The sequence below is a fragment of the Campylobacter troglodytis genome (assembly GCF_006864425.1).
Lineage (GTDB): Bacteria > Campylobacterota > Campylobacteria > Campylobacterales > Campylobacteraceae > Campylobacter_D > Campylobacter_D troglodytis.
The window spans coordinates 15,943-38,251 of the sequence record NZ_QHLI01000021.1; the positions used below are offsets into that span (position 1 = coordinate 15,943).

The 22,309-nt window shown below is 35.1% G+C and carries 23 protein-coding genes, 1 tRNA gene and 1 pseudogene; all 25 read left to right on the plus strand.

Annotation, left to right across the window (positions count from 1 at the left end; all coding sequences use genetic code 11):
* Positions 1 to 426: 426 nt before the first annotated feature.
* Positions 427 to 993: a prepilin-type N-terminal cleavage/methylation domain-containing protein gene (locus tag DMC01_RS05830; RefSeq protein WP_142693337.1), complete on the plus strand. Its 567-nt coding sequence runs from the start codon at positions 427 to 429 to the stop codon at positions 991 to 993.
* Positions 994 to 1,148: 155 nt separating this feature from the next.
* Positions 1,149 to 1,874: pseudogene (locus DMC01_RS16540) on the plus strand (IS1595 family transposase).
* Positions 1,875 to 1,986: 112 nt separating this feature from the next.
* Positions 1,987 to 2,925: a bile acid:sodium symporter family protein gene (locus DMC01_RS05845; protein WP_142693339.1), complete on the plus strand. Its 939-nt coding sequence runs from the start codon at positions 1,987 to 1,989 to the stop codon at positions 2,923 to 2,925.
* A 995-nt stretch (positions 2,926 to 3,920) separates the two neighbouring features.
* Positions 3,921 to 4,400 carry a DUF4149 domain-containing protein gene (locus DMC01_RS05855; protein WP_185908754.1) on the plus strand — a complete coding sequence of 160 codons (480 nt, stop codon included), beginning with the start codon at positions 3,921 to 3,923 and terminating at the stop codon, positions 4,398 to 4,400.
* Between the two features lie 22 nt (positions 4,401 to 4,422).
* Positions 4,423 to 5,178, plus strand: a complete 756-nt coding sequence (locus tag DMC01_RS05860; protein WP_142693341.1) for a flagellin — start codon at positions 4,423 to 4,425, stop codon at positions 5,176 to 5,178.
* A gap of 507 nt (positions 5,179 to 5,685) precedes the next feature.
* Positions 5,686 to 6,423: a cyclase family protein gene (locus DMC01_RS05865; protein ID WP_142693342.1), complete on the plus strand. Its 738-nt coding sequence runs from the start codon at positions 5,686 to 5,688 to the stop codon at positions 6,421 to 6,423.
* A gap of 667 nt (positions 6,424 to 7,090) precedes the next feature.
* Positions 7,091 to 7,444, plus strand: coding sequence for an HMA2 domain-containing protein (locus tag DMC01_RS05870; protein ID WP_142693343.1), 354 nt, complete (start codon positions 7,091 to 7,093; stop codon positions 7,442 to 7,444).
* Complete coding sequence (locus tag DMC01_RS05875) at positions 7,445 to 8,050, plus strand: ferritin family protein (RefSeq protein WP_142693344.1); 606 nt, start codon at positions 7,445 to 7,447, stop codon at positions 8,048 to 8,050.
* Positions 8,051 to 8,052: 2 nt separating this feature from the next.
* Positions 8,053 to 8,382 carry a hypothetical protein gene (locus DMC01_RS05880; RefSeq protein ID WP_142693345.1) on the plus strand — a complete coding sequence of 110 codons (330 nt, stop codon included), beginning with the start codon at positions 8,053 to 8,055 and terminating at the stop codon, positions 8,380 to 8,382.
* Positions 8,382 to 8,720 (plus strand): hypothetical protein, encoded by a 339-nt coding sequence (locus DMC01_RS05885; RefSeq protein ID WP_142693346.1) that lies wholly within the window; start codon positions 8,382 to 8,384, stop codon positions 8,718 to 8,720. The genes DMC01_RS05880 and DMC01_RS05885 overlap by 1 nt, the downstream gene beginning before the upstream one ends.
* Entirely contained in the window at positions 8,717 to 9,067 is a 351-nt protein-coding gene (locus DMC01_RS05890; protein ID WP_142693347.1) for a YtxH domain-containing protein, read from the plus strand. The genes DMC01_RS05885 and DMC01_RS05890 overlap by 4 nt, the downstream gene beginning before the upstream one ends.
* Before the next feature lie 2 nt (positions 9,068 to 9,069).
* The gene (locus tag DMC01_RS05895) at positions 9,070 to 11,187 is read left to right on the plus strand and encodes a heavy metal translocating P-type ATPase (RefSeq protein WP_142693348.1); all 2,118 of its coding nucleotides are present in this window, start codon (positions 9,070 to 9,072) and stop codon (positions 11,185 to 11,187) included.
* Positions 11,187 to 11,318 (plus strand): hypothetical protein, encoded by a 132-nt coding sequence (locus DMC01_RS15880; RefSeq protein ID WP_282432260.1) that lies wholly within the window; start codon positions 11,187 to 11,189, stop codon positions 11,316 to 11,318. The genes DMC01_RS05895 and DMC01_RS15880 overlap by 1 nt, the downstream gene beginning before the upstream one ends.
* Entirely contained in the window at positions 11,287 to 11,520 is a 234-nt protein-coding gene (locus DMC01_RS05900; RefSeq protein WP_142693349.1) for a hypothetical protein, read from the plus strand. Before DMC01_RS15880 ends, DMC01_RS05900 begins: the two co-directional genes overlap by 32 nt.
* Before the next feature lie 7 nt (positions 11,521 to 11,527).
* Complete coding sequence (locus tag DMC01_RS05905; RefSeq protein WP_142693350.1) at positions 11,528 to 12,019, plus strand: hypothetical protein; 492 nt, start codon at positions 11,528 to 11,530, stop codon at positions 12,017 to 12,019.
* Positions 12,009 to 13,193 carry an MFS transporter gene (locus DMC01_RS05910; protein WP_246059056.1) on the plus strand — a complete coding sequence of 395 codons (1,185 nt, stop codon included), beginning with the start codon at positions 12,009 to 12,011 and terminating at the stop codon, positions 13,191 to 13,193. The genes DMC01_RS05905 and DMC01_RS05910 overlap by 11 nt, the downstream gene beginning before the upstream one ends.
* Positions 13,186 to 15,579 (plus strand): flagellar hook-length control protein FliK, encoded by a 2,394-nt coding sequence (gene fliK, locus DMC01_RS05915; protein ID WP_142693351.1) that lies wholly within the window; start codon positions 13,186 to 13,188, stop codon positions 15,577 to 15,579. The genes DMC01_RS05910 and fliK overlap by 8 nt, the downstream gene beginning before the upstream one ends.
* Positions 15,579 to 15,851: a FlhB-like flagellar biosynthesis protein gene (locus tag DMC01_RS05920; protein ID WP_142693352.1), complete on the plus strand. Its 273-nt coding sequence runs from the start codon at positions 15,579 to 15,581 to the stop codon at positions 15,849 to 15,851. Before fliK ends, DMC01_RS05920 begins: the two co-directional genes overlap by 1 nt.
* Before the next feature lie 351 nt (positions 15,852 to 16,202).
* A tRNA-Arg gene (locus tag DMC01_RS05925) sits at positions 16,203 to 16,279 on the plus strand.
* Positions 16,280 to 16,354: 75 nt separating this feature from the next.
* The gene (locus tag DMC01_RS05930) at positions 16,355 to 17,038 is read left to right on the plus strand and encodes a YggS family pyridoxal phosphate-dependent enzyme (RefSeq protein ID WP_282432261.1); all 684 of its coding nucleotides are present in this window, start codon (positions 16,355 to 16,357) and stop codon (positions 17,036 to 17,038) included.
* 634 nt (positions 17,039 to 17,672) lie between these two features.
* On the plus strand, positions 17,673 to 18,080 hold the full coding sequence (locus DMC01_RS05935) for a hypothetical protein (RefSeq protein ID WP_142693354.1): 408 nt from the start codon (positions 17,673 to 17,675) through the stop codon (positions 18,078 to 18,080).
* A 311-nt stretch (positions 18,081 to 18,391) separates the two neighbouring features.
* Positions 18,392 to 18,796, plus strand: coding sequence for a hypothetical protein (locus DMC01_RS05940; RefSeq protein WP_142693355.1), 405 nt, complete (start codon positions 18,392 to 18,394; stop codon positions 18,794 to 18,796).
* 15 nt (positions 18,797 to 18,811) lie between these two features.
* Positions 18,812 to 19,483, plus strand: a complete 672-nt coding sequence (locus DMC01_RS13360; RefSeq protein WP_185908756.1) for a DUF7843 domain-containing protein — start codon at positions 18,812 to 18,814, stop codon at positions 19,481 to 19,483.
* Entirely contained in the window at positions 19,410 to 21,230 is a 1,821-nt protein-coding gene (locus tag DMC01_RS05945; protein WP_185908758.1) for a lipoprotein N-acyltransferase Lnb domain-containing protein, read from the plus strand. Before DMC01_RS13360 ends, DMC01_RS05945 begins: the two co-directional genes overlap by 74 nt.
* A 907-nt stretch (positions 21,231 to 22,137) precedes the next feature.
* Positions 22,138 to 22,308: a hypothetical protein gene (locus DMC01_RS13365; protein WP_185908768.1), complete on the plus strand. Its 171-nt coding sequence runs from the start codon at positions 22,138 to 22,140 to the stop codon at positions 22,306 to 22,308.
* Position 22,309: the final 1 nt, after the last annotated feature.

A 22,309-nucleotide genomic window follows, 5' to 3' on the forward strand; every position in this document is an offset into this window, starting at 1 on the left:
AGTTAAAATAAGTATATGAGATCTGCTTAAAATTCACAGATCTACTGTATAAAATTTGAAAGTATTTTTAAAAAAGTTAAGAATTTAAAGATCTTGTTTTAAAAATAGCGTTATTTGTAATATTTTTATTTAAACAAACTTGCTTTGTCTTGATTTAAATGTATTTAAAATTTTTTACTAAGTGCTTTTTAAATTTTTTTGTCAAAAAGCGTTGATATTTGTTACTAAGTCTTGCAAAATAGCTTTAAGTTAAGCCTTTTAGGAAAAGAGATTTTTTAGTTTTTGCCTTGCAATTTACTGAGTAGCCTTATTACAAAAGTTTAAAACTAAGTTTTATGATAAAAGAACAAGTTTATACTATAAATTAAGATTTTTACAAAAATAGCCCTTAAGCCAAAATTAAATAAATTCAAAAAAGGAAGAGCTGTGAGAGGAGCATTTACCATACTTGAGCTGATCTTTGTCATCATCATACTTGGCATTTTAGCAGCCATTGCCTTGCCACGACTTACAGCAAGCAAAGATGAGGCTGAGATAAGCAAGGCTTTAAGCAACATAAAAACCATCATCAGCGATCTAAGCTCTTACGCCCTTAAAAACGACATGCTCTCAAACACAGCCTCTATGAGCAATGTAACAGAGCTTGAAAATGTGGATTTGAGCAATTTTACAGGCACAAGGATAGTAAAATTTAAGGTGGGTAATGATGAGGAATGCGTTCGCTTTGTCTTTATCAACGAAAGTAATGTATTAGCACTTGGCATAGCTACAAATGATAGTGTTAAAACCTTGATAGAAAATTTAGCCAAGGCACAAAATCAAAACATACTCAAGCCAAATGACACTTCTAAGGCCGGAGTGCTTAATGCTACAAATGCCCTAATAAATGCTGATTTTACCAGCACTTCAAGCAGTAAGGCTTGCGTGAGTTTAAGCAATTCTTTAAGCTTTAAAAATTTAGCGAATAAAAACTATATTCTTTTGGGAAATTAAAAAAAGCGAAGCCTTTTAAGACCTCGCTTCTAGCAATATTTTTGAAAAGATTTAATTTTCATATAGGCAAGATTGTTTGGCACCTTGTAGTTTTTTAAAAATGACTCAAGATATTTTAATTTGATACAAGATCATTTTAAAGTATGGAAAATTAGATGAAAAATAAACATATAGTTCATTTCCAAATTTATGAAAAGAAATTTAAGGAATTTTTAAGTATTTCGCCCTTGATTTAGAGGCGAAAAAATCGCTGAAATTTGTCAAATTTCACAACAAAGTTGTGTGTAAAAGAAATTCGCATTTTGATAGCCAAAGAATGCAAAAAGCTTTCTAAAATGAGCGGTGAGATTGAAGTTGATGAAAGTTATTTCGGTGGTGTGCGTGTCAAGCGTGGATGTGGGGCTGGTAAAAAGACATCTGTGTTTTTACTTCGTTTCACTCGTAACTGTAAGCAAAAGGCTTGTTAAAGTGCTATGTTAGCGCTTATACACAAGTAGTTACACACTGCTTGGCGAAAGAGCTATTGCCGATTATAAGGGACTTTGCAGATGTAGAAAATCACAATTTTAGAAAAGATTCAAAGCCTACTGTGCCTTGGTGGATTTGTATGCAAAGGCACATTATATGGTAAAACATAGAAAAAACGAGTTTGTAAATGGGCGAAACCACATAAACGAAATTGTGATTTTTTTTTACTTCGTTAAGCCTCTTGTAACTGTAAGCAGAAGTTTGCAAAGTTTAGGCTTACTAAATTTAATGGCTAAAAGAGAAAATTTTGTTATTCATTTAAAAGAAACAAAATTAAGACAAAAATTTTAGGACAAAATCTTTATCAAATTTTATTAAAATTGATAAGAGAAAATCCGCTTAAATTGTCTTGAGCCAAATTTAAATCTTTTTGCTTGAATTTATGTTTTCAATGTATAATAATTCTTTTAGCAAGGACAAGATAAATATCTTGGCTTTAAATAGCTTTTAAATGAGAGTTAAAAGATGAAGTTTTTAAAAAAGATAAGTGATTTTTTCGGCAAAAATATGGCTATTATAATCTTGCTTGTAGCCCTTGTGGCCTTGTTTTTCCCCAGTTCAGTTAGCCTCATAAAGACAAGTTATATCAACTATCTTTTAATGATAGTTATGTTTGGTATGGGGCTTACTTTGAAATTTGAGGATTTCAAGGTGCTTTTTACAAGACCAAAGGATCTCATAATAGGAGCTATAGCACAGTTTAGCATAATGCCCTTTTTAGCCTTTATCCTCGCTATGCTCTTTGATCTGCCTACGGATCTAGCAGTAGGACTTATCCTAGTAGGCACTTGCCCAGGAGGCACAGCCTCCAATGTAATGACCTATCTTGCAAGAGGAGATGTGGCTTTGTCTGTGGGTATGACCTCTGTATCTACTATCTTAGCCTTGTTTGCAACTCCGCTTTTAACCTTGCTTTATGCTGGGCAAAAGGTAGAGGTAAATGCTCTTAGTATGTTTGTATCCATACTTCAAGTAGTTATTATCCCAATAGCTTTGGGCTTTATCATAAATAAATTCTTTCATAAGCTAACAAGCAAATTAACGCAGGTGCTTCCTTTGATCTCTGTGCTTGCTATAGTTTGCATAGTGGCTTCGGTTGTTGGTGCAAATTCATCTAGGCTAATGCAGGTTGGCTTTTTAATCTTAACCGTTGTAGCACTTCATAACTGTTTGGGCTATTTGCTAGGCTTTATAGTGGCTAGGCTTTGTCGTTTAAACAATGCAAAATGCAAGGCTATTTGCATAGAGGTTGGAATGCAAAACTCTGGTCTAGCTAGCTCCTTAGCAGCTACTCATTTTGCTACTATGCCCTTAGCAACTGTGCCAGGGGCTATTTTTAGCGTATGGCATAATATATCAGGCTCAATAATAGCAAACATAATGGCCTCAAGGATGAGAGATTAAAATGCTTTATAAAAATTTTGAGTTGTTTAAAGATTTTTTATCAATCTTTTTTATAAGCAGAGTTGAATTTAAAGAAGATTTTTTGTCATTTTTAGTGCGAATTTAGTCATTTTTCAAAATATCACAAGCAAATGCGAAAATTCATACTCTTGCTTGAATTTTTATACAGGTGTGAGAATTCACACTTTTGCTTGAATTTGCCTAAGCTTTGACTTTTTTAAAAAGCCTTGCAAGGACAAATTTAGTGCTTTTTAAAAAAGACAGTTAAAGGGCTAAAATCTATAAATTAGACTTAATTAGACTTAAACCAAATTGAAAGGCTTTTAAATTAACGACTATGCAAAATAAAGGTCTGTTTCTGAATTTCGCAGATACAATTTAGAAAAATTTTAAGATATTTTTTGTTTCGCTTTACGGTTCGTAATTGCTAGTAGAAGGAGCTAAATGAGCAATGGGAAAGCGTGGCGTGGGGTTGGCAAGAAAATGCCTATGTGTTGGTATGTATAAACGCTAGGTTAGCGTTTATACATAGGTAGTAAAACATTGCTTTGTCAAAGAGCTACTGTCTGTCATAAAGAGACTTTTAATATGCCCTAAATGCTGTATTTACAGCGATAGTCCGAAAACCTACGATGGCTTGGTGGTTTTTTTACTTAGTTTCACTCGTCCCTTTGCGGAGCAAAAGCTCAAGACCTTGTAAAACACTTTAACAATGAATTTGCACACTCATAAAACCACATAAACGGTATAGACAATATTTTTTGCTTCGTTACGACTCTTGTAACTGCAAGTAGAAGGAGCTTTGCGAAGTTTCATTTAGTCAAATTTTATGGCTAAAAGAAAATTTTTGTCTTTCATTTAAAAGAAACAAAATTTTAGATATAGTAGCAAAAATTTAGGACAAAATATTTATCAAAATTTCTTAAAATTGATTAGAAAAAATCTTATTAAGTTTAATTGAGCCATAAATTAAAAGGAGTTAAGAAATGAAGGCTGTGAATTTATTATTACTTGGCGGCATTATAGGCATAGAATTATTTTTGGGCATAGTGGTGGCTAAGATCATCTTTTATACACCATTGACTGTTGAGGTGGATCTTTTTTCAAGAGGGCTTTTGATGTCTGGGATCTTCTTGGCTTTTGCCTATGTGGCTGTGTGTGTGAGTGCTTTGAATTTGCTTTTTGAGCTTGTGGCTTTAAGAGAAAATTTCAATGCGAGATTAAAAATTTCAAAAGTTTTCTTAGCTTTGATAAATTTGGCACTATCTTTGCTTTTTTTGTTGTATTATACTCAGCCAATAACCGAGCTTCAAGAAAGTATAATGCTTGGAAAAGAAAGCATAGAAGCACTTGCAAGTGATGAATTTAAAGAACTTCACGCTCAAAGCGAGAGGCTTGTGAAGGTGCTTGTGATTCTTCAAGCCATTTTATTTTTTTTAAGCTTTAAATCAGCAAAAAAGAGTATAATTGATTAAGTTTTCATTAAAGGAGTAAGCCATGACTATAAACAACAACCCCACAAGTATGCAACAAACAAACTATCTCAACGAGTCTAGGCAAAGTGGCGATAGAGCCTTGCAAAACATAGCAGCCATTCGTGCTATTAATGGAATGGATCCTTCAAATTTAGCCATAGCCGATCAGCTAAGAACCCAGGCAAATACCATAGATCAAGGCGTGGCAAATGCCTATGATGCCATAGGTGTTTTGCAAATTGCCGATGCTAGTTTAAGAGGCATTACCGAAACTGCTGATCAGCTAAATCAACTCTCAGTTCAAAGAAACAATGCCGCACTCAATGACAGACAAAGAGGGATGATAGATACTCAAGCAAATGCTTTAATAACCTCCATAAATGATTCTTTCAATAATGCCATTTATAATGGCAAAAATGTCTTTCAAAGCCTTGATTTTGTGGTTGGCACAGGCACTGTGGAAAATGTAAATGCAAATCCTCTCAACACCACAAATTTGGATGTTAGCAATCAAAGCAGCATAACAAATTTCATAGATCAGGTAAATACCCTAAGAGCAGACATAGGAGCAGGTGCTCAGGCTATCACTTCAAACATAAATGTGAGTTTGAGAAACAGTGTTAGCGTAAGGGCTGCTGAGGGAGGTATGCTTAATGATGATGTGGCACAAAATGTAATAGATTTTAACGCTGATTATTTAAAGCAAAATGCCTCTGCCTTTGCTATGGCTCATCAAACCTCTGTGCTTCAAAGCAAGATAGCAACCCTCTTGCAGTAAAATTTGTATTTAGGAGAAGAAACTTTCTCCTAAATTTTAAACCCTTTAAAATTTTAATCATCTTTGCCTTTAAATTTTCTGCATTTTTATTAGGCTTTATTTTATCCATATTTGCTTTTAACTTTTCCGCATTTCTATTAAGCTTTTATCCACACAAGGGCTTTTTCTTAAATTCTAGCAATATTTCACAACATAAAGCCATTTTTGCATTATTCTTAAATTCTTATATCAATAAAGAGTGTAGCGTGTTAGAAGATCTTTTAAAATTCAAGCTATTTTATCTTTTTTAAAAAAGAGTTTAAATTGTTCATATGCAAAACCTCTTAATCAAGCTTTATTTTACACAAGACTTTCATTCTAAGATCTTTTTGTCATTTTTCTTTAAAGCAAAAAAACCCTAAATCCTTTTAAAAACAAAGCTAAATTCGCTATAATGTTAGAAACAAGAGGGCTTTTTCATTGAATTTATCAAAAAAAGCCCTCTTCATTTAAACGAAAGGAGAACTTATGAGCGAGTTATTAAAGGCTTTAAATACCTTAAGGGCAAACGAATGGATAGAACTAAGCCACACTGTAAATGCTTTGATCCCAAAATTTGGAGCTTTTCCTGATCTACAAACGCAAACTCTTTACACGGTTGAAAAGGATGGCTTTTTTGTAAATAAACTTTCCTTTGTAACCCAGTATGGCACCCACATTGACGCACCTTGTCATTTTAGCCTAAACAAAAGAAGCTTAGAGCAGCTTTCATTACAAGAGCTTATCTTGCCACTTGTGGTTATCAACAAAGAAAAAGAGGTGGAAAAAAACTCTGATTTTATTTTGAGCGCTAAGGATGTTTTGGATTTTGAGGAGCAAAATGGCAAGATAGAAAAAGGCTCTTTTGTAGCCTTTGCTAGCGGATGGAGCAAGAGATGGGGCAAGGGTGATTTTTACAACAAAGATAAAGATGGGCTAGCACATACTCCTGGGTGGAGCATAGAGGCTTTGGAACTAGTTTTAAATCAAAGAGATGCCCTAGCCATAGGACATGAGACCTTGGATACGGATGCAAGTGTTGATATAGTGAAAAATAATTTTCTTTTAAGCGAGAAATTTGTCCTAGATCAGAACAAGTATCAAGTAGAGGTGCTAAACAATCTCACCCTCTTACCGCCAAAGGGTGCTTTAATCTTCATAGGTGTGCCTAAATTTGAGAAAATGCCAGGCTTTCCTGTGAGAGCCTTTGCCATTGTGCCTAAGTAGGGCGTGAATTTAAGCCATTATGATAAAAATAAATTTGCAAGGCTGAATTTAATATCTATGTAAAGTTTTATAATTTAAAGATTTAGCTTGTGTGAAGGGCTTAAAATATAGTTTCAATCTACATTTTAGCTTTTTAGTGGCTCTAAAATTTGCCTAGTTTTAAAATAAGCTTTTTGTATTTAACAAGCTTTTTTAGGCTGGCTACTCTTCAAAAAGTGCCGCTTTGTCATTGTGATACTTTTTTAGAAAAAACAGTTTTTAAAAGGCAAAGAGGCTTAAAAATTCACGCTTTTGCGTGAATTTTTTGCTTTTATTTTGTGGTATTTTCTTGAGAAAATGCCTAGCTTTTTCGCTTTAATATGAATGATAAATATGGTATTGTGTCTAAAATTAATATTTTTTTACAAAATAGCCTTTGAATTTAAGAAGTTTGAATTTTAGCTATTTTTAAATAAATTCAGCTTATAAAAAGTAAAGACAAAATTCACATAAACCCCCAGCAAAGCTACTATGAATGAGCTTTTGAAATTTGGATTTAACTTGAATTTTTCTTAAAGATCTTGTAAAATTTATAAAATATTTTTTTGTTTATGAATTTAAGCAAAAATTAAAGTTTTTTAAAATATAATCACATAAATGTTTTATTATCAAAATTGAAAGTTTATCTATGAGTAAGAGTTTTGAAGCCATAAAAAGTCTAAATTTTACAGTAGAAGAGCTAGAAAATTTCGCTCAATATTTCAAAATTATCCATCACGTCCCAGGAAGGATAAGACTAAGGGCTAGTTTAAAATTAAAAGAGCTTTTTGGCAAGGCAGATTCTGTTAAGCTTGATAGCTTTTTTGAGGAGGCAAAAAACCTGCCTATGATTAAAAGTTTCAAGATAAATAAACTCATAGGCTCTTTAACCATAGAATACGATGATAAAACATTTGATCCTACCTTGTGGGAGCTGTGGCTAAACAAAAATGATACCAAGCTTGTATATGAAAGGCTTAGTAGCTTAATAAAGGCTTTATAAATGACAAATACAAATAATATTTTAAGTGCTATGGATTGCGAGTATAAGTCCTTGCAACTTTACAGCAATCTTGCAAGTATTTACAATGTCCCCCTAGCACCTATCATAGACTTAAAGCAAGCCCACATAAATACCTTGGCTTCATATTTGCAAAATGCAAATGAGACAGTTCCAAACAATGCTTATGTGGATGCAAATTTTAATTTAAGCGGAGATTTACTCAGCGATTTAGGGCTTTTGATCCAAAATGAAAACGAAAACATAGCCCTTTACAACACACTCATAGAAAATGAGGCAGATTTTGTTGTGAAGGATAGTTTTTATTTGTTTCAAGCACATAGTTTCAACGAAATTCTACCTGCCTTAGAGACCGTAAATAGCACTGTGAATTCTATAAATTCAAACACAGTTGCAAACGAGCTTACAAAGGCAAAAAGCTTTCTCACAGAGGCTAATGCCACCCTAAACAAGCTTCAAAACAATCAACTAAGTCAAGCAGAACTTGAAGGCTTTTTAAGCAAGATAAATTTTTCCTTGCTTGGAGGGGCTGTGCTTGGAGCCCTTGGAGCCTTCTTACTTAATGAATTAACAAACAAAAAGGAGTAAAAATGCCATTACCATTTCTAGCAGGATTAGCAGCTGGTGCTGCTTTGGCCTTGCTTTACACAAAAAAAGACAAGGTAAAAAAAATTGTAAATTCTCCAAAAGTGAAGGAGAATTTACAAAAAGGAAGAGAATTTTCTCAAAAAACCATCAATAATATGAAGGATAAATTTGAGGAATTTAGCCCTAAGATCAAAAGAGGGGCTAAGAGGATCTTTGCTGATTTTAAGGATAATGTAGGCGAGCTTAGCCAAAAAATATCCCAAAGAACAAAGACAACAAAGGGTGCAAAAACTGTCAGTAGGACAAAGGGCACAACAACAAAGGTTAAGTAATGTTAATAGACACAGGAATGCCCCGCTCAGTTAAGGGGCACGCAGTAAGTGGGGCAGCCTTTGCCCTTATGCTTTCCTCTGCTTATGAGGCTATTCAGTATAAGCAAGGACAAAGAGACAAGGCTTTAATGACTAAGAATATAATTCGTTCAAGCATAGAAGGTGGCATCATAGCAGCTAGTGGCATAGCTGCTTCAAATGCCTTAGGAGATCAAAGTAAAACAGCTATAAGAAGCTCTTTGGAGGCCTTGGCCTGTTTAGCAGCTGGGGTTGCTGGAGTTTATGCGCTAAATAAGATCTCTCATTCTGAATGTAAATTATTAAAGGAGAAAAAATGACTAATCAAAACAACAACACGCCAAATGTAAATAATCCATACATTAATAACACAAACGGTGCGGCCAATGCCAACAATGCAAATAATGCAAATGCCAACATAAATCAAGGAGCAAATATGCAAAATCAAAGAGGCTCTTTGTTTTCAAACACCCTAGGACAAAACAACACCCAAAGAGACTTCATCATAGGTGCTTTAATAGGTGCTGCTGCTTCTTTTATACTAACAAATAAAAATGCCCAAACAGCACTCTTAAAAGGCTTTGCAAAGCTTAGCTCCTTGTTTGAAATGGGAGTTGAGGAGCTTAAAGAACGTTATGAGGATGCCAAGGCGGAGGTGAATTCATAAAGATGAGTGCTCATTTATCTTTGCTTCACAGCACAAAAAACCGCGCTAGGTTTCGTTATAAGCTAGGGGAGGATTATAAGCTTAATCCCATATCCTTGCAAATGTCTATCTCGGCAATTGAAGGTGTTAGAGATGTTAGGGTTAATGCCATTTTGGGTAATATCATCATCTTATACACTAAAAATTTAAAACAGATAGAAAAAAAGATCGAAGCTCTTTTGCAAGAAGAAATCACTCAGGGGCTAAAACACAAAAAAGAAGAAAGCTATCTTGCTCTAAGAAGTGAAATTCCAAGCTCAGCCGAGGTTGCAAGATCCTTAACTGCCTTGCTTCTTGACTTTGTGCTTAAAAATAAAACAGCCAAATTTGGCACCTCTGCCATAGCTTGTGCACCTTTGCTTTTAAGCGGTGTTGAGGAAACTTATAATCACGGCATAAATTCAAGGACACTTGAGGCTATGGCTGTGGCTATTTCTTTATACTTGCAAGATTACCGCACAGCAAATTCAACGAATTTTATGCTAGCACTTGGTGAGTATATAGAAGAGCTTACTATGTATAAGAGTGATGATCTTATAAAGGAGCTTTCAAAGCCAACTCAAACTCAAGCGTGGATAGAGGTAAATAAAAACGGCAAGGTGGATCAAAAGCAAGTATCAAGCGATGAGCTAAAAATAGGCGATATAGTAATAGTCGGTGCTGGTGATATGATCCTAATCGATGGGCATGTGGTTAGCGGAGAAGCCTTGGTTAATCAAATTTCAATGACAGGAGAGGCAACCCCTGTGCAAAAGGCTCGTGGCGATAAGGTGCTCTCAGGCACAGTGGTGCAAGAAGGCACAATTAAAATTTGGGCAGAAAGCGTTGGCAAAGACACAGCAGTAGCAAAGATTAAAAACTACATAGAAGAAACCCTTGTGCAAAAAAGCTCAAAAGAACTGTCAGCCTCAAAGATGGCAGATAAACTCGTGCCTATAACCTTAGGGCTTGCCATATCATCTTATGTATTTAGCAGGGATCTAATGAGAAGTGCTAGCGTTTTGCAAGCTGATTATTCATGTGCTTTAAAGCTTACTACGCCTGTAACTTTCAAGGCAGCCATTTCAAGTGCTGGTAGAGAGGGCATCATAGTAAAGGGTGCAAAGACGCTTGAAGCCTTGCAAGAGGCTGACACCTTTGTGTTTGACAAGACGGGTACACTTACAAATGGCGACTTAGAGGTGCTTGATGTTGTTTCATTTTCAGATAAATTTAGTAGCGATCAGATCTTAAATTTAGCAGCTAGCATAGAGGAGCATTATTTTCACCCCATAGCCCAGGCCATTGTAAAAGCAGCCCAGGCAAAAAATTTCACCCACATACATCATGATGAGGTAACCTTCATAGTAGCCCACGGAGTTAAAAGCGAGATAGAGGGCAAGGCTGTTGTCATAGGCAGTAGAAGATTTTTAGAAAGCAATGAGAAAATCCCCTTTGCCCCTTACAAGACACAAATTCAAAGGCTTGAAGATAGCGGAGAAACCTTGCTTTTTATAGGCTTTGACCGTCAGCTTTTGGGCGTTATCTTGCTTAAAGATACCATTCGCTCAAACACAAAAGAAGTTCTAGCAAGGCTTAGACAAACAGGGGTTAAAGAACTTATAATGCTAACAGGAGATAGCGAGAAAAAAGCAGCTCAAACAGCCAAGCAATTAGGATTAGATAGCTATTTTGCACAGCTACTTCCCACTGAAAAGGCCGAAATTTTAGAAGACATTATGAGATCTGGCAAGAAGGTAGCCTTTGTTGGAGACGGAGTTAATGATGCACCTGCTTTAATTAAAGCCGATGTTGGCATAGGTATGTGCAAAGGAGCTGACATTACAAAGGCTAGTGCTGATTTGGTGCTTTTAAGGGATGACATAGAGGCTGTGGCTGAGGCAAAGGAGCTAGCAGACATTTGCTTACATAAGGTAAAAAGAGGCTTTAATATCACTGTTGTGGTAAATACCCTCATTTTAAGCCTTGCTTCCTTGGGTAGATTAAGCCCCATACAAACAGCCTTTATGCACAATGGCACTACCATAGCCTTATTATTTAACGCCTTGCAAAGAATCAAGCTTAAAAAGAAGCAAGCTTAATGCCCTTGCTTCTTGCCCTAGCGGCTGCTTCTTCTTGCCTTTTGGCTCTAAGTGTGATGAAAAATGCAAGGCTTAAATATAAAAAAAGAAAGGATAAAAATGAAAAAAGAAGAGACCAAAACAGAGGCTAAATTCTCGCTTGAAAGCCAAAAAGAACTCGCCAAAATAGGCATGGGCATATCCCTAGCCCTAACAGCCACAACTGCCTTGTTTATGAATAATCCCTCCACAAGAAAAATTCACATCATCTCAGGAGCAGCTTTGATAGGATTTAGCATTTGGCATTATTCTTTATATCCAAAGGAAAAGGCTATAAAGAATCAAAAGGCTTAAAATTTGTATGCAAAGAAAAAAAGCCTTTTGTTTTATCATTATACTTGTAAATATAATAATATATCTTAGCTTAAATTTATACAAAAACACCCTCAATCTCCCCTTCTTTCTAAGCTATGAATTTGCCTTTTTTATGACACTTTGTATAATTCTTTTATCCTTTTTATCCTATCAAAAAAATATCTTAAATAAAGCTAAAACATATAAATTTGAGGAAAGACCAAATTTTTTACTTCTAAAAGCAGTAAGCAAAAATTCAAGGATCTCTAAATTTAGAATCATAAAGGATGAGTTTAAGCCTAGTTTTAAGGTAGCTTTAAAGAATTTTAGGGTATTTTTCAATCTAGCGAAACTGTTTGCTTACTGTCTTTTTGTGCTTGGTTTTTTGATCTTAAAAAGATGGGATTTGCTTGATATTTTTGCCTTCATAGCTGGAATTTCAAGCCTTGTTTTAACAGTTTTTATATTTGCATTTTGGATGAGAAATGATAAGTTCTAAAAGAACCATTAGATCAATGACAGCACTCTTCATAGGAATGTCCTTTGTCTTCATAGGAAATGCCCTTGTGGTTAGTTCTGTTGGGATTATTTTAAAGCAAATGGACATTGGCGAGGGCTTTGTGGGCTTTGTAGGCTTTTGTTTTTTTGTGGGAGCTATGATAGGCACGGTTGGGGCTCAAAGCATCATTTCAAAGGTAGGGCATATAAGAGCCTTTGGCTTGTTTTCTGCTGGCTTTTCCATTTGCATTATCTTGCATAATTTTTATGAAAATGTTTATTTTTGGGCTTTTTTGAGGATTATTATGGGATATTGTTATTATGGAATTTTAATCATCATTGAATCTTGGCTTAATGAAAAGGCTAAAAATGCCATCAGACAAAGGGTTCTTAGCTTTTATGAGATCGTATTTTACTCCTCCTTTTCCCTTGGTATCTTGCTTATAGCCTTTGATTTAGAGGCAAGGCTTTTATTTATACTTGCTGCTTGTTTTATAATGTTTTCTTCTATACCTTTGAATTTAATCCGCATAAAACAGCCCATAATCCCAGCAAAAACCCCCATTTCCTTACCCAAAATCCTAGACATAGCGCCTCTTGCTTTACTTACAAGCTTTGTTGGCGGGATGCTTATGAATGGCTTTTTTTCTATGGCTTCTCTTTTTATCTTGCTTCAAGGTTATGGGGCCTCTGAGGTTTCATATTTCATCTTTTTTGGAATTTTAGGAGGCTTTATAGCACAAAGTGCGATAGGCTTTATATCAGATAGCTTAGGACGCAAATTTTCTATCATTTTATGTGCTTGTATAGCCCTTTTTTCTATGCTTTTGTATGTGTTTTTTGATCCTAGCTTGTTTTGGCAATACTTCCTAGCTATCTTTTTGGGTATGGGGATCTTTTGTCTTTACGCTCTTGCACTTGCAAGGGCAAATGATATGCTTGAAGATAAAAACAAAAGAGTAGAACTTGGCAGAGCTGTGCTTTTTTCATACTCTTTTGGCTCCTTGCTAGCTCCTTTATTGCTTGGAATTTTAATGCAAGCCTTTAATTTCAAGGGCTTTGTTTGGTTTTATGTGGCAAGTTTAGCCATCTTAATACTTTTTGCCATAGATAAGCCTAACAAAAAAGGCATCTATCAAAGAAATCTCAAAAGTATGGTTTCAAGCGATGATTAACACCCAGCTTTTAAACACCATAGCAAATGCCAAAAATGACAGCAACTTAGAAGCAAAAACCCAAAAAAGCGATGAGAAATCAAAAGAAGGGCTCAGTCAGGCTCTAAAGAAAAATTTAGGTGCTATTTCAAATCATCAAGATCAAAGGGTTTTAAGCTCTGAGGAGTTGAATTTAAGGCTTAAAAGCCTTGTAAATAAGGTCTTAGATCAGCTTTTTAGCAAGGGCTCTTTAAGTGAAAGCTTAATCAAGCAAGGAAATAAACTAAATTTCGCTCCAAATTTTAGCACTGAGATTAAACTCTTAGCCAATGAAATGAAAAAAAGTGAGATTTTTGCTGATCTTTTAAACAAGCTAGAAACTATGCTAAAACCAGCAAGTGAGCTAAAAGCAAACAATCTTGCCCCCCTTTTTAAAAACTCAGGCGTCTTCTTTGAGGCAAAGCTAAAAGATGCTCTCAATCCTGAAACTTTACCCAAAAGCTTTCACAGCCTTTTAAATTCCATAAAATCTCTTAGCTCAGATAAAATAGCAACCGAGATCATAAACCTAGCCACAAAGGATCTTGATCCAAAAAGCTCCCTAAACGCCTTAAAAGAGATCATCACAAGCCACAAGGGCGAAAATCAAGAAAATTACAAGGCTTCAAGCTTTAAAACCCTTTTAAATTTAAGCTCAAAGCTTGAGGATTATAAAAATTATATCAGCAAGGACCCAAACCTAGCTCAAAATAAAATAGATCAAATTGCCACAAAGATCCTAAATCAACTAAACAAGCTAGAAAGCACCTTCAAGCAAGAATTAAGAAGCCCTCAAAGCCTAGCCCTAGAAGACACCCGCATTTTAAAGGAGTTAAACAAGGGCTTTGTAAGGCTAGAACAGACTCTAAAAAGCATAATTAATAAGGATAAAATTCAGCCAAATTCACAAAAAGACGCTAGTTTAAATTCACAAAAAGAACCTAACTTAAACCCACAAAATAAAATTCAACAAGGCAAAGTAGATAAAAATTCACAAAGCTCTCAAAAAGATGAGAATGTAAAACAAACAAATTCCTTAAATTCAAAAGAAGAAAAACAAACAAATCCTTCAAACACCAAAGATGAAAAAATAGCAACCTCAAAAGCACAAGAAGGCACAATTGATAAAGCAAGGCTTGCAAAAGAAGAAGCAAACCCCACAAGGCAAGAGGACAAAAGCACCTTAAATTCAAAAGAAGAAGCTAGAACTACAAATAAAACAGAGCCTTTAAATTCAAAGCAAGAAGGCTTAGAAAAAATAGATATTAAAGAAGAGGGAAACAGAGCAAATAACGAGGATCTAGATCAGGCTGAATTTAAAGCCTCAAAGGATGAAAAAGAGGTTCTAAAAGAAGAAAGTTCTACAAAGCAAGAAGAAGAAAGCCTAACACAAGAGGATCTAAAAGAAGAAGTAAAAAGCAAAACAGCCAAAAATGAGCCTTCAAGGCAAGAAAATGTAAAAAAAGAACAAGCCACAAAGGATCTAAGCCAGTTTCAAAAAGAAACACAAAGAGAGATTAAGATTAACGCACCAGAAAACCGTCAAGTTTTAGCAAATTCTCAAAATACAAGCTTAAATTCACAAGAAACCCAGCCTCTTTTAACTGAGGCTAAATTTACCCAGCCTCCTCAGGTTAAAAATCTAGTTTTTGTCAATGAAAAGACTCAATTGTTTGAGCTTGAAAATTTAAGCAAAGAGCTTTCAAATCTTGGCAGAAAGATAAATGAAGCCTTAAAACAGCTAGATCCAAAGGCTCAAGATGCCAAGACTAATCTTTTGGATCTTAAAAATTTAGAAAACAAGATGAAAGAAGCAAGCAAGGATCTAGCTAAGATCATGCCTAAAAATGAGGCTGATCTTAGCACAGAGCTTAAAAATGATCTTAAATCAACCCTCTTGCAGGTTTCAAATCTAGCCAAAAATGAAAGCAATGAAGCAGTGGCCAATCAAGCAAACCGCCTTTTGGCTCAAATTGAATTTAACCAGCTAATGTCTCTTGCAAATGATAGCATAAATACCTATTTGCCCTTGTTTTGGGAGGATTTAAATCAATCTCGCGTCATCTTTAAAAGAGGCAAAAAGGACAAGTATTTTGCCCAAATTAGACTAAATTTCGCAAGACTTGGAGAACTTGATATATTAATAGCACTTAAACAAGACAAATATCTTGACATTAACATCAGGGCTGAGGATAAAGAATTTAGAAAAAGCATATATGAAAATGTCCATCATCTAAAAAGGGCATTGAGTAAGGCTGGGCTTTTAAGCTCAAATTTCTTTGTAGGAGATATAATTAGATCAAAGCTAGAACCCTCATATCCTCAAAGAGACTATGATTTCCAAATGGGCATAGACAAAAAAGCATAATGGCAAAGGATAAAAACATAAAAAAAGCCGTAGCACTAGGCTATAACAAGGAGTTGCAAAGTGCTCCAAAGGTCCTTGCCACAGGAAAGGGTGAGCAAGCCTTAAAGATGATAAATCTAGCCAAAGAACACGGAGTTCCCATAAAAGAGGATGAGGATTTAGTGGAGATCCTTTCTAAGCTAGATCTAGGAGATGAGATACCTCAAAATATGTACAAAGCCGTTGCAGAGGTCTTTGCCTTTATTTATCAAATGGCTAACAAAAAAAGATAAAAAAGCTTTTAGGTTAAGCTTTTTGTGATAAAATACTTGTTTTTATATTTTAATGGCTTTTTAATAAAATGTTGAGTTTTGTCAGCACTAGTATTGTCAGTGTTAGCAAAGTATCTCAAAGCTTTTTTGACACTAGCAAGGCATCTTAAACCGTAGTTTCTTTGCTAACAAAGTATCTTAAATCTTGGCTTTTTAGCACGGTGTCTCTTTACCGACAAAGCAAGTTGCCTTGATAGACGAGCTTTTTTTGACAAAAGAGAACTTTTAACAGCTTAGCACTTTGCTTTCTTGCAAAAGTTTGATTTGACAAAGCTTTTAAGCTCAACACAAAAAGCCAAATATTTTAATCTTGCGCCCGTAGCTCAGCTGGATAGAGCATTTGATTGCGGTTCAAAAGGTCAGAGGTTCGAATCCCCTCGGGTGCGCCATTTAATTCATTAACAACACAACATATCTTAACAACACAGCAAATACCTTTTCATCTTTGCCAGTTTCATAGATCTGTGAATTTTAAAACAAAAGTAAAACAAATGAATTTAGAAGAAATCCTAGAAAAAACAAAAAACATAAGCCTAGTTGTAGCAAGTAAATATGCAAGGGCTGAGGACATAGCCAAATTAGCAAGGCTGGGTCTTAGCGAATTTGGAGAAAATCAGGTCCAAGCCCTTGCCCAAAAAAGGCAGATCTTAAACGAAGATCATGCCTTAAAGGTAGAGAATTTAAAGCTAAACTGGCATTTCATAGGCACACTTCAAAGCAATAAAATAAATCTTTTAATCAAACAGCGCCCCATCTTGTGGCAATCTTGCAATAGCCTAAAACTAGCCCTTGGACTAAATCAAAGGCTAGATTATACTCTGCCAACCTTGCTTGAAATAAATGCTGCAAATGAGGCTAGTAAAAGTGGGCTAGCTAAAAGCGAGGCAATAGATACTTACTTACAAATCCAAGAAAGCTGCCCTAAAATCAAGCTTTGTGGCATTATGAGCATAGGCGCACACAGCGATGATGAAAAAGAAATCGCAAGAAGCTTTGAGCAAAGCTATGCCATTTATGAGGCCTTAAAGACTTATGGGGCAAGTATTTGTTCTATGGGAATGAGCAAGGACTTTGAGCTAGCTATAAAATGTGGTTCAAATATGGTGCGTTTGGGAAGCATTTTGTTTGAAGCCTTAAAGAGAATTTGAAAAAATTACGCTTTTTAAAAGACTTTTTTAAAAATTAAGCTAAAAGTATCAATCGCCTTTAAAAAATATTTTTTTGTCATTATGAGCACTGGCAAAGAGGCTCAAAAATTCACGCTTTTATGAGTTGATTTGAATTTTCTTTGCCAGTTTTTGTGGTGTAAATTTTATCCTTCACTGACACAAAAGATAATTAAGATAAAAATTTGGCGATTGATACTTTTAGCTAAAATTACCTTTATTTGCACAGAACATAATTAAGATAAAAATTTTAAGATTCTCATCAAATTAAAGCTCTAAGATCTTCTTGCTTAACTACCTTTAAAAAAGCAGGTTAGAAAATGTGCAAAAACTTGAATTTAGCCTTTTTTTGCGTAGCATTCTAAAATCAAGACCCTAAAATCAGCAAAAATTAAGTATTTTATACAGTTTAAGTAGCCTCTGATCTTTTGTTAAAGGCATTTTATTTTAAAAATTTGTTTTAATAAAACCTAATTTTTTTAAAAAATCCTTAAAAATTCACAAAAGCTCTTTGAGTTTAAAAATTTGCAAAAAAATTTCAAAACTCATATTGAAAAAAAAAAAAAAATGATATAATTTAAGCTTTACAATTTAATCTTTAAGGGATAAAAAAGCAATGCTTGTAAATGCTCTTTCTAATGCAACTCACAAGGCTTTTATTTTTGATCTGGTAAAGGAGCTTGTGGTTTTTGACGAAACTACCAAAAGATCTTGTAAGCTAGAAATGTTTTGTAAAATTGCCAAAATCTTTTGTGAATTCAAAACACCTTGCAAGATTGCCACAACAGCTTACAAATTCAAAACAGTTTGCAAAGTAAGCACAACTAAGCTTTCAAACAAATTCAAGCAAAACGCAACTCATTCTGCAAATGAATTTAAGCACGGCATAACTCAACTCATAAATAAATTCAAACAAGCTACAACTAAGCTCACAAACAACTTTAAGCCAAATTCAAGCATTTTGGGGAGAATTTCTCTCTCTCTCTCGTTAATTGCCACAACTTTCAATCATTTACAAAGCTAAATTCAAGCACGATTAGTCCTTTTAAAAGGGCTAATTTAACTCACATTCAAAAATCCGCTATTTTCAAATTAAATTCAAAAAACTTTAATCTACACTTAAAAAAATATTCAAACCTTAATCCACATTTAAAAATTCACTCAAAAATTCAGCCAAAAATTCAAAATTTTTCATTCAAAATCTTAAAAACGCATTTCATTTCACAAAAAATTTATCATTTTTTAAAAGCCCCTAAAAATAGGGCTTTATTTCGAGTAGCTTTCAACCCTAATGCCTTTGGCGTTAGCTTGAAAAATTCTTTTAAAGGATATTATATGAAGTATCTAAACAAAACTTCGGTTTTTACCGTTTTAGTTGTCGCCTCGCTTTTTAGCGCTTGCGCGACCATTTCAAATCAGCCCAGCCAAAGGGTGAATTTCAACACAAACACAGGAGATTCAGTAACTGCGGACATTAACGGAGCGAAGGTAAAACTGCCTGGTTGGGCTAATATCAGCAGATCTAGCGATACTGTGGTTAAGATCTTGCCTTCTGATAATCCAGGCTATGAGGCTACAGAGCTTCTCATCACAGGAAAGCAAAGCGTGTCTTCTTGGTTTTGGGGTAATATAATCTTTGGTGGACTTCCTGGTTCTACAACAGACGGTGTTACAGGGGCTATGTGGGAATACTCTAATCCAAATTTTGTAGTTCCTGTGAAAAAAGTGGGAAGCAAATAATAGGGCAAGTATTTCGTGCCAAAACGGTTACTTTGCTTTTGTCTTATCTTTGGGAATTTGCTTTTTGCAAGTTCCCAAATTTTAGATATAAATTCAAGCACGAGTTTGAATTTAGCCTTGAAAAATTCACAAAATTCGCCAAATTTTGATAAAAGCTTAAATTCAACTTCGCCCTTGAATTTAAATTCAAAAGAAAATTCACAGTTTCTAATAAGCAATTTAAAATCCACAAAAAATTCAAATGCTTTAAATGTGGCACAAAACTCAGATCGTTTAGAAAATGACTTAAATTCCAAAAATTCACAAAATCTTACGAGCAATCTAAATTCAACAAAAAATTCACAAAGTTTTGTGAGCGGTTTAAATTCAACAAAAAATTCACAAAATTTTGCAAGCAATTTAAATTTTACGCAAAGCGATTTAAACGCCCTAAAACAAAGGCTTTTAAGTGCTGAAATTTATGAAAGCGCTGAGTTTAAAACGCTTTTGCATTATGAAAAAAATAAATCTAGCATCAACAAAAAATCAAATTTTTTTCTTTCAAAAGATGGCTACAAAGACCCAAAGGCTGAGTATATCGCTACCATTGAGAAATTTTTTGCTGAGCTTCAAAATGATGTTGTGGAAAAAAAACAAAAAAGCCACGCAAAATTTACAAAGCCAAGCTACAAATTCACAAGATTTTAATTTACAAAATTCCACGCAAAACCCACAAGATAACTCAATAAATTCACAAAACACAACGCAAACAAAGCAAAATTTACAAAATAACGCCACAAATTCACAAGATTTTAATTCACAAAAGCCCACGCAAAGTCCCAAAAATCCACAAAGCCTTGAAAACTCCATTCGCTGTCTTTATCCTGCAAGGCTTTATTTCATAGCCCAAAATTTCAGCGATGAAACCTTTTCAAAGCTCATTGACACTAGCAAATGCGAGGGGCTAAATGAGTTTTTGCAAATCGTCCCGCTTGATGAGCTTATGCTTGAATTTGCCGCTGAAAGCACGATTTATCCGGGCTCTGCGATGGGGCATATCTTTTTGCATTTGCAAGGGCTTGTGCGTGAGGACATTAACAAAAGCATTAACAACGCACCCTTTGTGCGAAAGCGTGGCGAGAGGCAAGACTACGCGATGAGCTATTTTGCGGTAACTAGCGAGGGCTTTAATCCGCTCGATTACATAGGGGCGTTAAGCGGCACACTGCGGGGCTTTTACGCACTTTCTCCTTATGATAACGCGGAGCTTGATTATCTTGGTAACGAAGCAAGGAGCCTTTATGTCTTTAAGGTGCTTGCAAAGCAGGCGAAAATGCGGCTTTTCTTGCTGCATTTGTGGGAGCTAAGAGACAAGGAAATCGCCTATGACTTTGTGCGGCACAACTGCACGAACGGCATTGAGAGCGTTTTGGCTGTGCTTGACGCTGACTTTGCCCACAAGGGCAAAAAGCCCTTTATAACGCCGCTTGAATACATTCAAAGGCTTGAAAAAAGCGGTAAAATCGAGCTAAAAGAGATAAAAGCTCCGCCAAACAAAGAAAAATTCACGCAAATTTACGGACACAATGAGATTTTAAAAACCCGCAAGGCTTCAAAAATCGCCCTTGGAGGCACGGCAAACGGGGCTTTTCTTTACTTTGCCCCCATTTATTCAGACATAAAAAACGCAAACAATGCTTATAAAGAGTTGATTGAATCTAGATTAGCCTCTGTGGAAGTGCGAGTAAATGGGCTTTGGGGTGCGAGGAAGTTAAGCGGTTCGGGCGTGAATTCGGGTTTAAATTCAAGTGGGAGCGTGAATTTTAACGCAAATTCAAGTGCTGCGAGTGGTTTAGATGCTGCGAATTCTAGCTTAAATTCAAGCTCGCTGAGAGCAAATTCAAGTAAAAATTCACGCAAAGCCAAATTTTTCGTGCATAAAATCGAGCTTTTGCACCTTTTTAGCGTAGCCGATACCTTTCGCACGGGATCTTTCTCAAAACTCATATCTTTGAAATTTGAGCCAAATCTTTATCAAAAAGTAGGACAAAAAGCTTACAGCGAGGCTTTGAACGAGGATACAAGGCTTTTTCCTACTATGGACTTGGGCTTTGGACTTGGAGGATACGCTGGGGATTTTGGCTTTTATGCCTTGGGGGATTTGGGTTACCGTTATGAGTTTATACACAATGCTTATGCGGGACTTAAAAGCGGGGTGGTGGCTAATTTTAACCGTTTGAGACTGCTTGCAAGCTATGATCTTTTTTATGATTTCAACGATAACAACAGAGGGTATGACAGCCAAATATCGCTTTTTGCAGGGCTAAATGCCTTTAAAGAAGTGGATATTTTTGCTGAATTTAATGCCTTTCATCAGCTTTTTAACACAAGAAAAATCTTTTATGAAAAGAAACAAGCTGTGAATTTTAAAGTGGGGGTGAGCGTGAATTTTTAATTAGTTTGTCTCAATTTAGGATTTTGACGAAGTTTTTGATTTAAGCTGTTAAAAAGCATTTAAAGGGCTTTTGAAGGGTTTTTAAATGGATTTTGTGTTTATTAAAAAAATGCTTTGAAATTCAAGTTTTTTAAAAAAAAGCTGAATTTAAATCCTGTAATTTAAGCCTTGTTTCATAAAATGCTTGAATATTTGCTAAATTCGCTAAAATTTTAAGATTTGCTTGAATTTCAAAATAAACTCTTGTCATTTTGAGCCTAGCGACCCAATAGGGCTTTTAGGCGGTAGCCCAAGCAAAAAAATCCCTTGTCATATTGAGACGAAGCCAAAATATCTCAAACGACTTAAATAGAGATACTTAGCACACGCCTAGAATGACAATTTTTGCTTTTGTCATTTTGAGCTTGTCGCAAGGAAGAAGCTCTTTTTTTGAGATATTTTTGCTTAGGCTACGCCTTGCAAGCAGTTTAGTGTGGTGTTTGGGGGTTTTGCCTAGCAAAAAGCAAAAATTCAAGTAAGTTTTTAAACTTTCTTATAAAGATCGTATGCAAACCTTAAATAATTCTAAAAAATTTAAAACTTAGCTTACAATCAAACAACTTATATATTTTGGCTCAAGATGCTTTAATTTGATACAAGATCATTTTAAAGTATAAAAAGTTAGATGAAAAACAAGTATATGATTCATTCTTTAATTGTCTCAAAAGAAATTTAAGGAATTACGAAGTATTTTTTTGCTTCGTTAAGCCTCTTGCAACTTTGCAAGAAGCCTTGATTTAAAGGCAAAAAATCGCCGAAATTTGCAAAATTTCTCGTGTTTGCGTGAATGCAATTGTGCATCAAATAAGGCTTTTGATAGCCAAAGAGTGTGAAAAAATCAGCAAAACGAAGTTTTTTTAGAAAATGAGTGGTTGAAGTTGATGAGAGTTATTTTTTGCTTCCTTACACTCGCAACTGTAAGCAGAAGGTGCAAAAAGGGTGCGTGGTAAGCTTGGGTGTGGGGCTGACAAGAAAACGTCTGTGTTTTTACTTCGTTACCCCTCTTGTCCCTTTGCGAGAAGGAAGGCTAAAACACTAGG

What these genes read in the sequence shown, in the direction of transcription:
- DMC01_RS05880 (WP_142693345.1), top strand. Translation starts at nt 8,053, where the DNA reads ATGCCATTACCATTTCTAGCAGGATTAGCAGCTGGTGCTGCTTTGGCC.
- DMC01_RS05860 (WP_142693341.1), top strand. Translation starts at nt 4,423, where the DNA reads ATGACTATAAACAACAACCCCACAAGTATGCAACAAACAAACTATCTC.
- DMC01_RS05945 (WP_185908758.1), top strand. Translation starts at nt 19,410, where the DNA reads ATGATGTTGTGGAAAAAAAACAAAAAAGCCACGCAAAATTTACAAAGC.
- DMC01_RS05870 (WP_142693343.1), top strand. Translation starts at nt 7,091, where the DNA reads ATGAGTAAGAGTTTTGAAGCCATAAAAAGTCTAAATTTTACAGTAGAA.
- DMC01_RS05940 (WP_142693355.1), top strand. Translation starts at nt 18,392, where the DNA reads ATGAAGTATCTAAACAAAACTTCGGTTTTTACCGTTTTAGTTGTCGCC.
- DMC01_RS15880 (WP_282432260.1), top strand. Translation starts at nt 11,187, where the DNA reads ATGCCCTTGCTTCTTGCCCTAGCGGCTGCTTCTTCTTGCCTTTTGGCT.
- DMC01_RS05875 (WP_142693344.1), top strand. Translation starts at nt 7,445, where the DNA reads ATGACAAATACAAATAATATTTTAAGTGCTATGGATTGCGAGTATAAG.
- DMC01_RS05890 (WP_142693347.1), top strand. Translation starts at nt 8,717, where the DNA reads ATGACTAATCAAAACAACAACACGCCAAATGTAAATAATCCATACATT.
- DMC01_RS05935 (WP_142693354.1), top strand. Translation starts at nt 17,673, where the DNA reads ATGCTTGTAAATGCTCTTTCTAATGCAACTCACAAGGCTTTTATTTTT.
- DMC01_RS05920 (WP_142693352.1), top strand. Translation starts at nt 15,579, where the DNA reads ATGGCAAAGGATAAAAACATAAAAAAAGCCGTAGCACTAGGCTATAAC.
- fliK (WP_142693351.1), top strand. Translation starts at nt 13,186, where the DNA reads ATGATTAACACCCAGCTTTTAAACACCATAGCAAATGCCAAAAATGAC.
- DMC01_RS05900 (WP_142693349.1), top strand. Translation starts at nt 11,287, where the DNA reads ATGAAAAAAGAAGAGACCAAAACAGAGGCTAAATTCTCGCTTGAAAGC.
- DMC01_RS05865 (WP_142693342.1), top strand. Translation starts at nt 5,686, where the DNA reads ATGAGCGAGTTATTAAAGGCTTTAAATACCTTAAGGGCAAACGAATGG.
- DMC01_RS05895 (WP_142693348.1), top strand. Translation starts at nt 9,070, where the DNA reads ATGAGTGCTCATTTATCTTTGCTTCACAGCACAAAAAACCGCGCTAGG.
- DMC01_RS05845 (WP_142693339.1), top strand. Translation starts at nt 1,987, where the DNA reads ATGAAGTTTTTAAAAAAGATAAGTGATTTTTTCGGCAAAAATATGGCT.
- DMC01_RS05885 (WP_142693346.1), top strand. Translation starts at nt 8,382, where the DNA reads ATGTTAATAGACACAGGAATGCCCCGCTCAGTTAAGGGGCACGCAGTA.
- DMC01_RS05905 (WP_142693350.1), top strand. Translation starts at nt 11,528, where the DNA reads ATGCAAAGAAAAAAAGCCTTTTGTTTTATCATTATACTTGTAAATATA.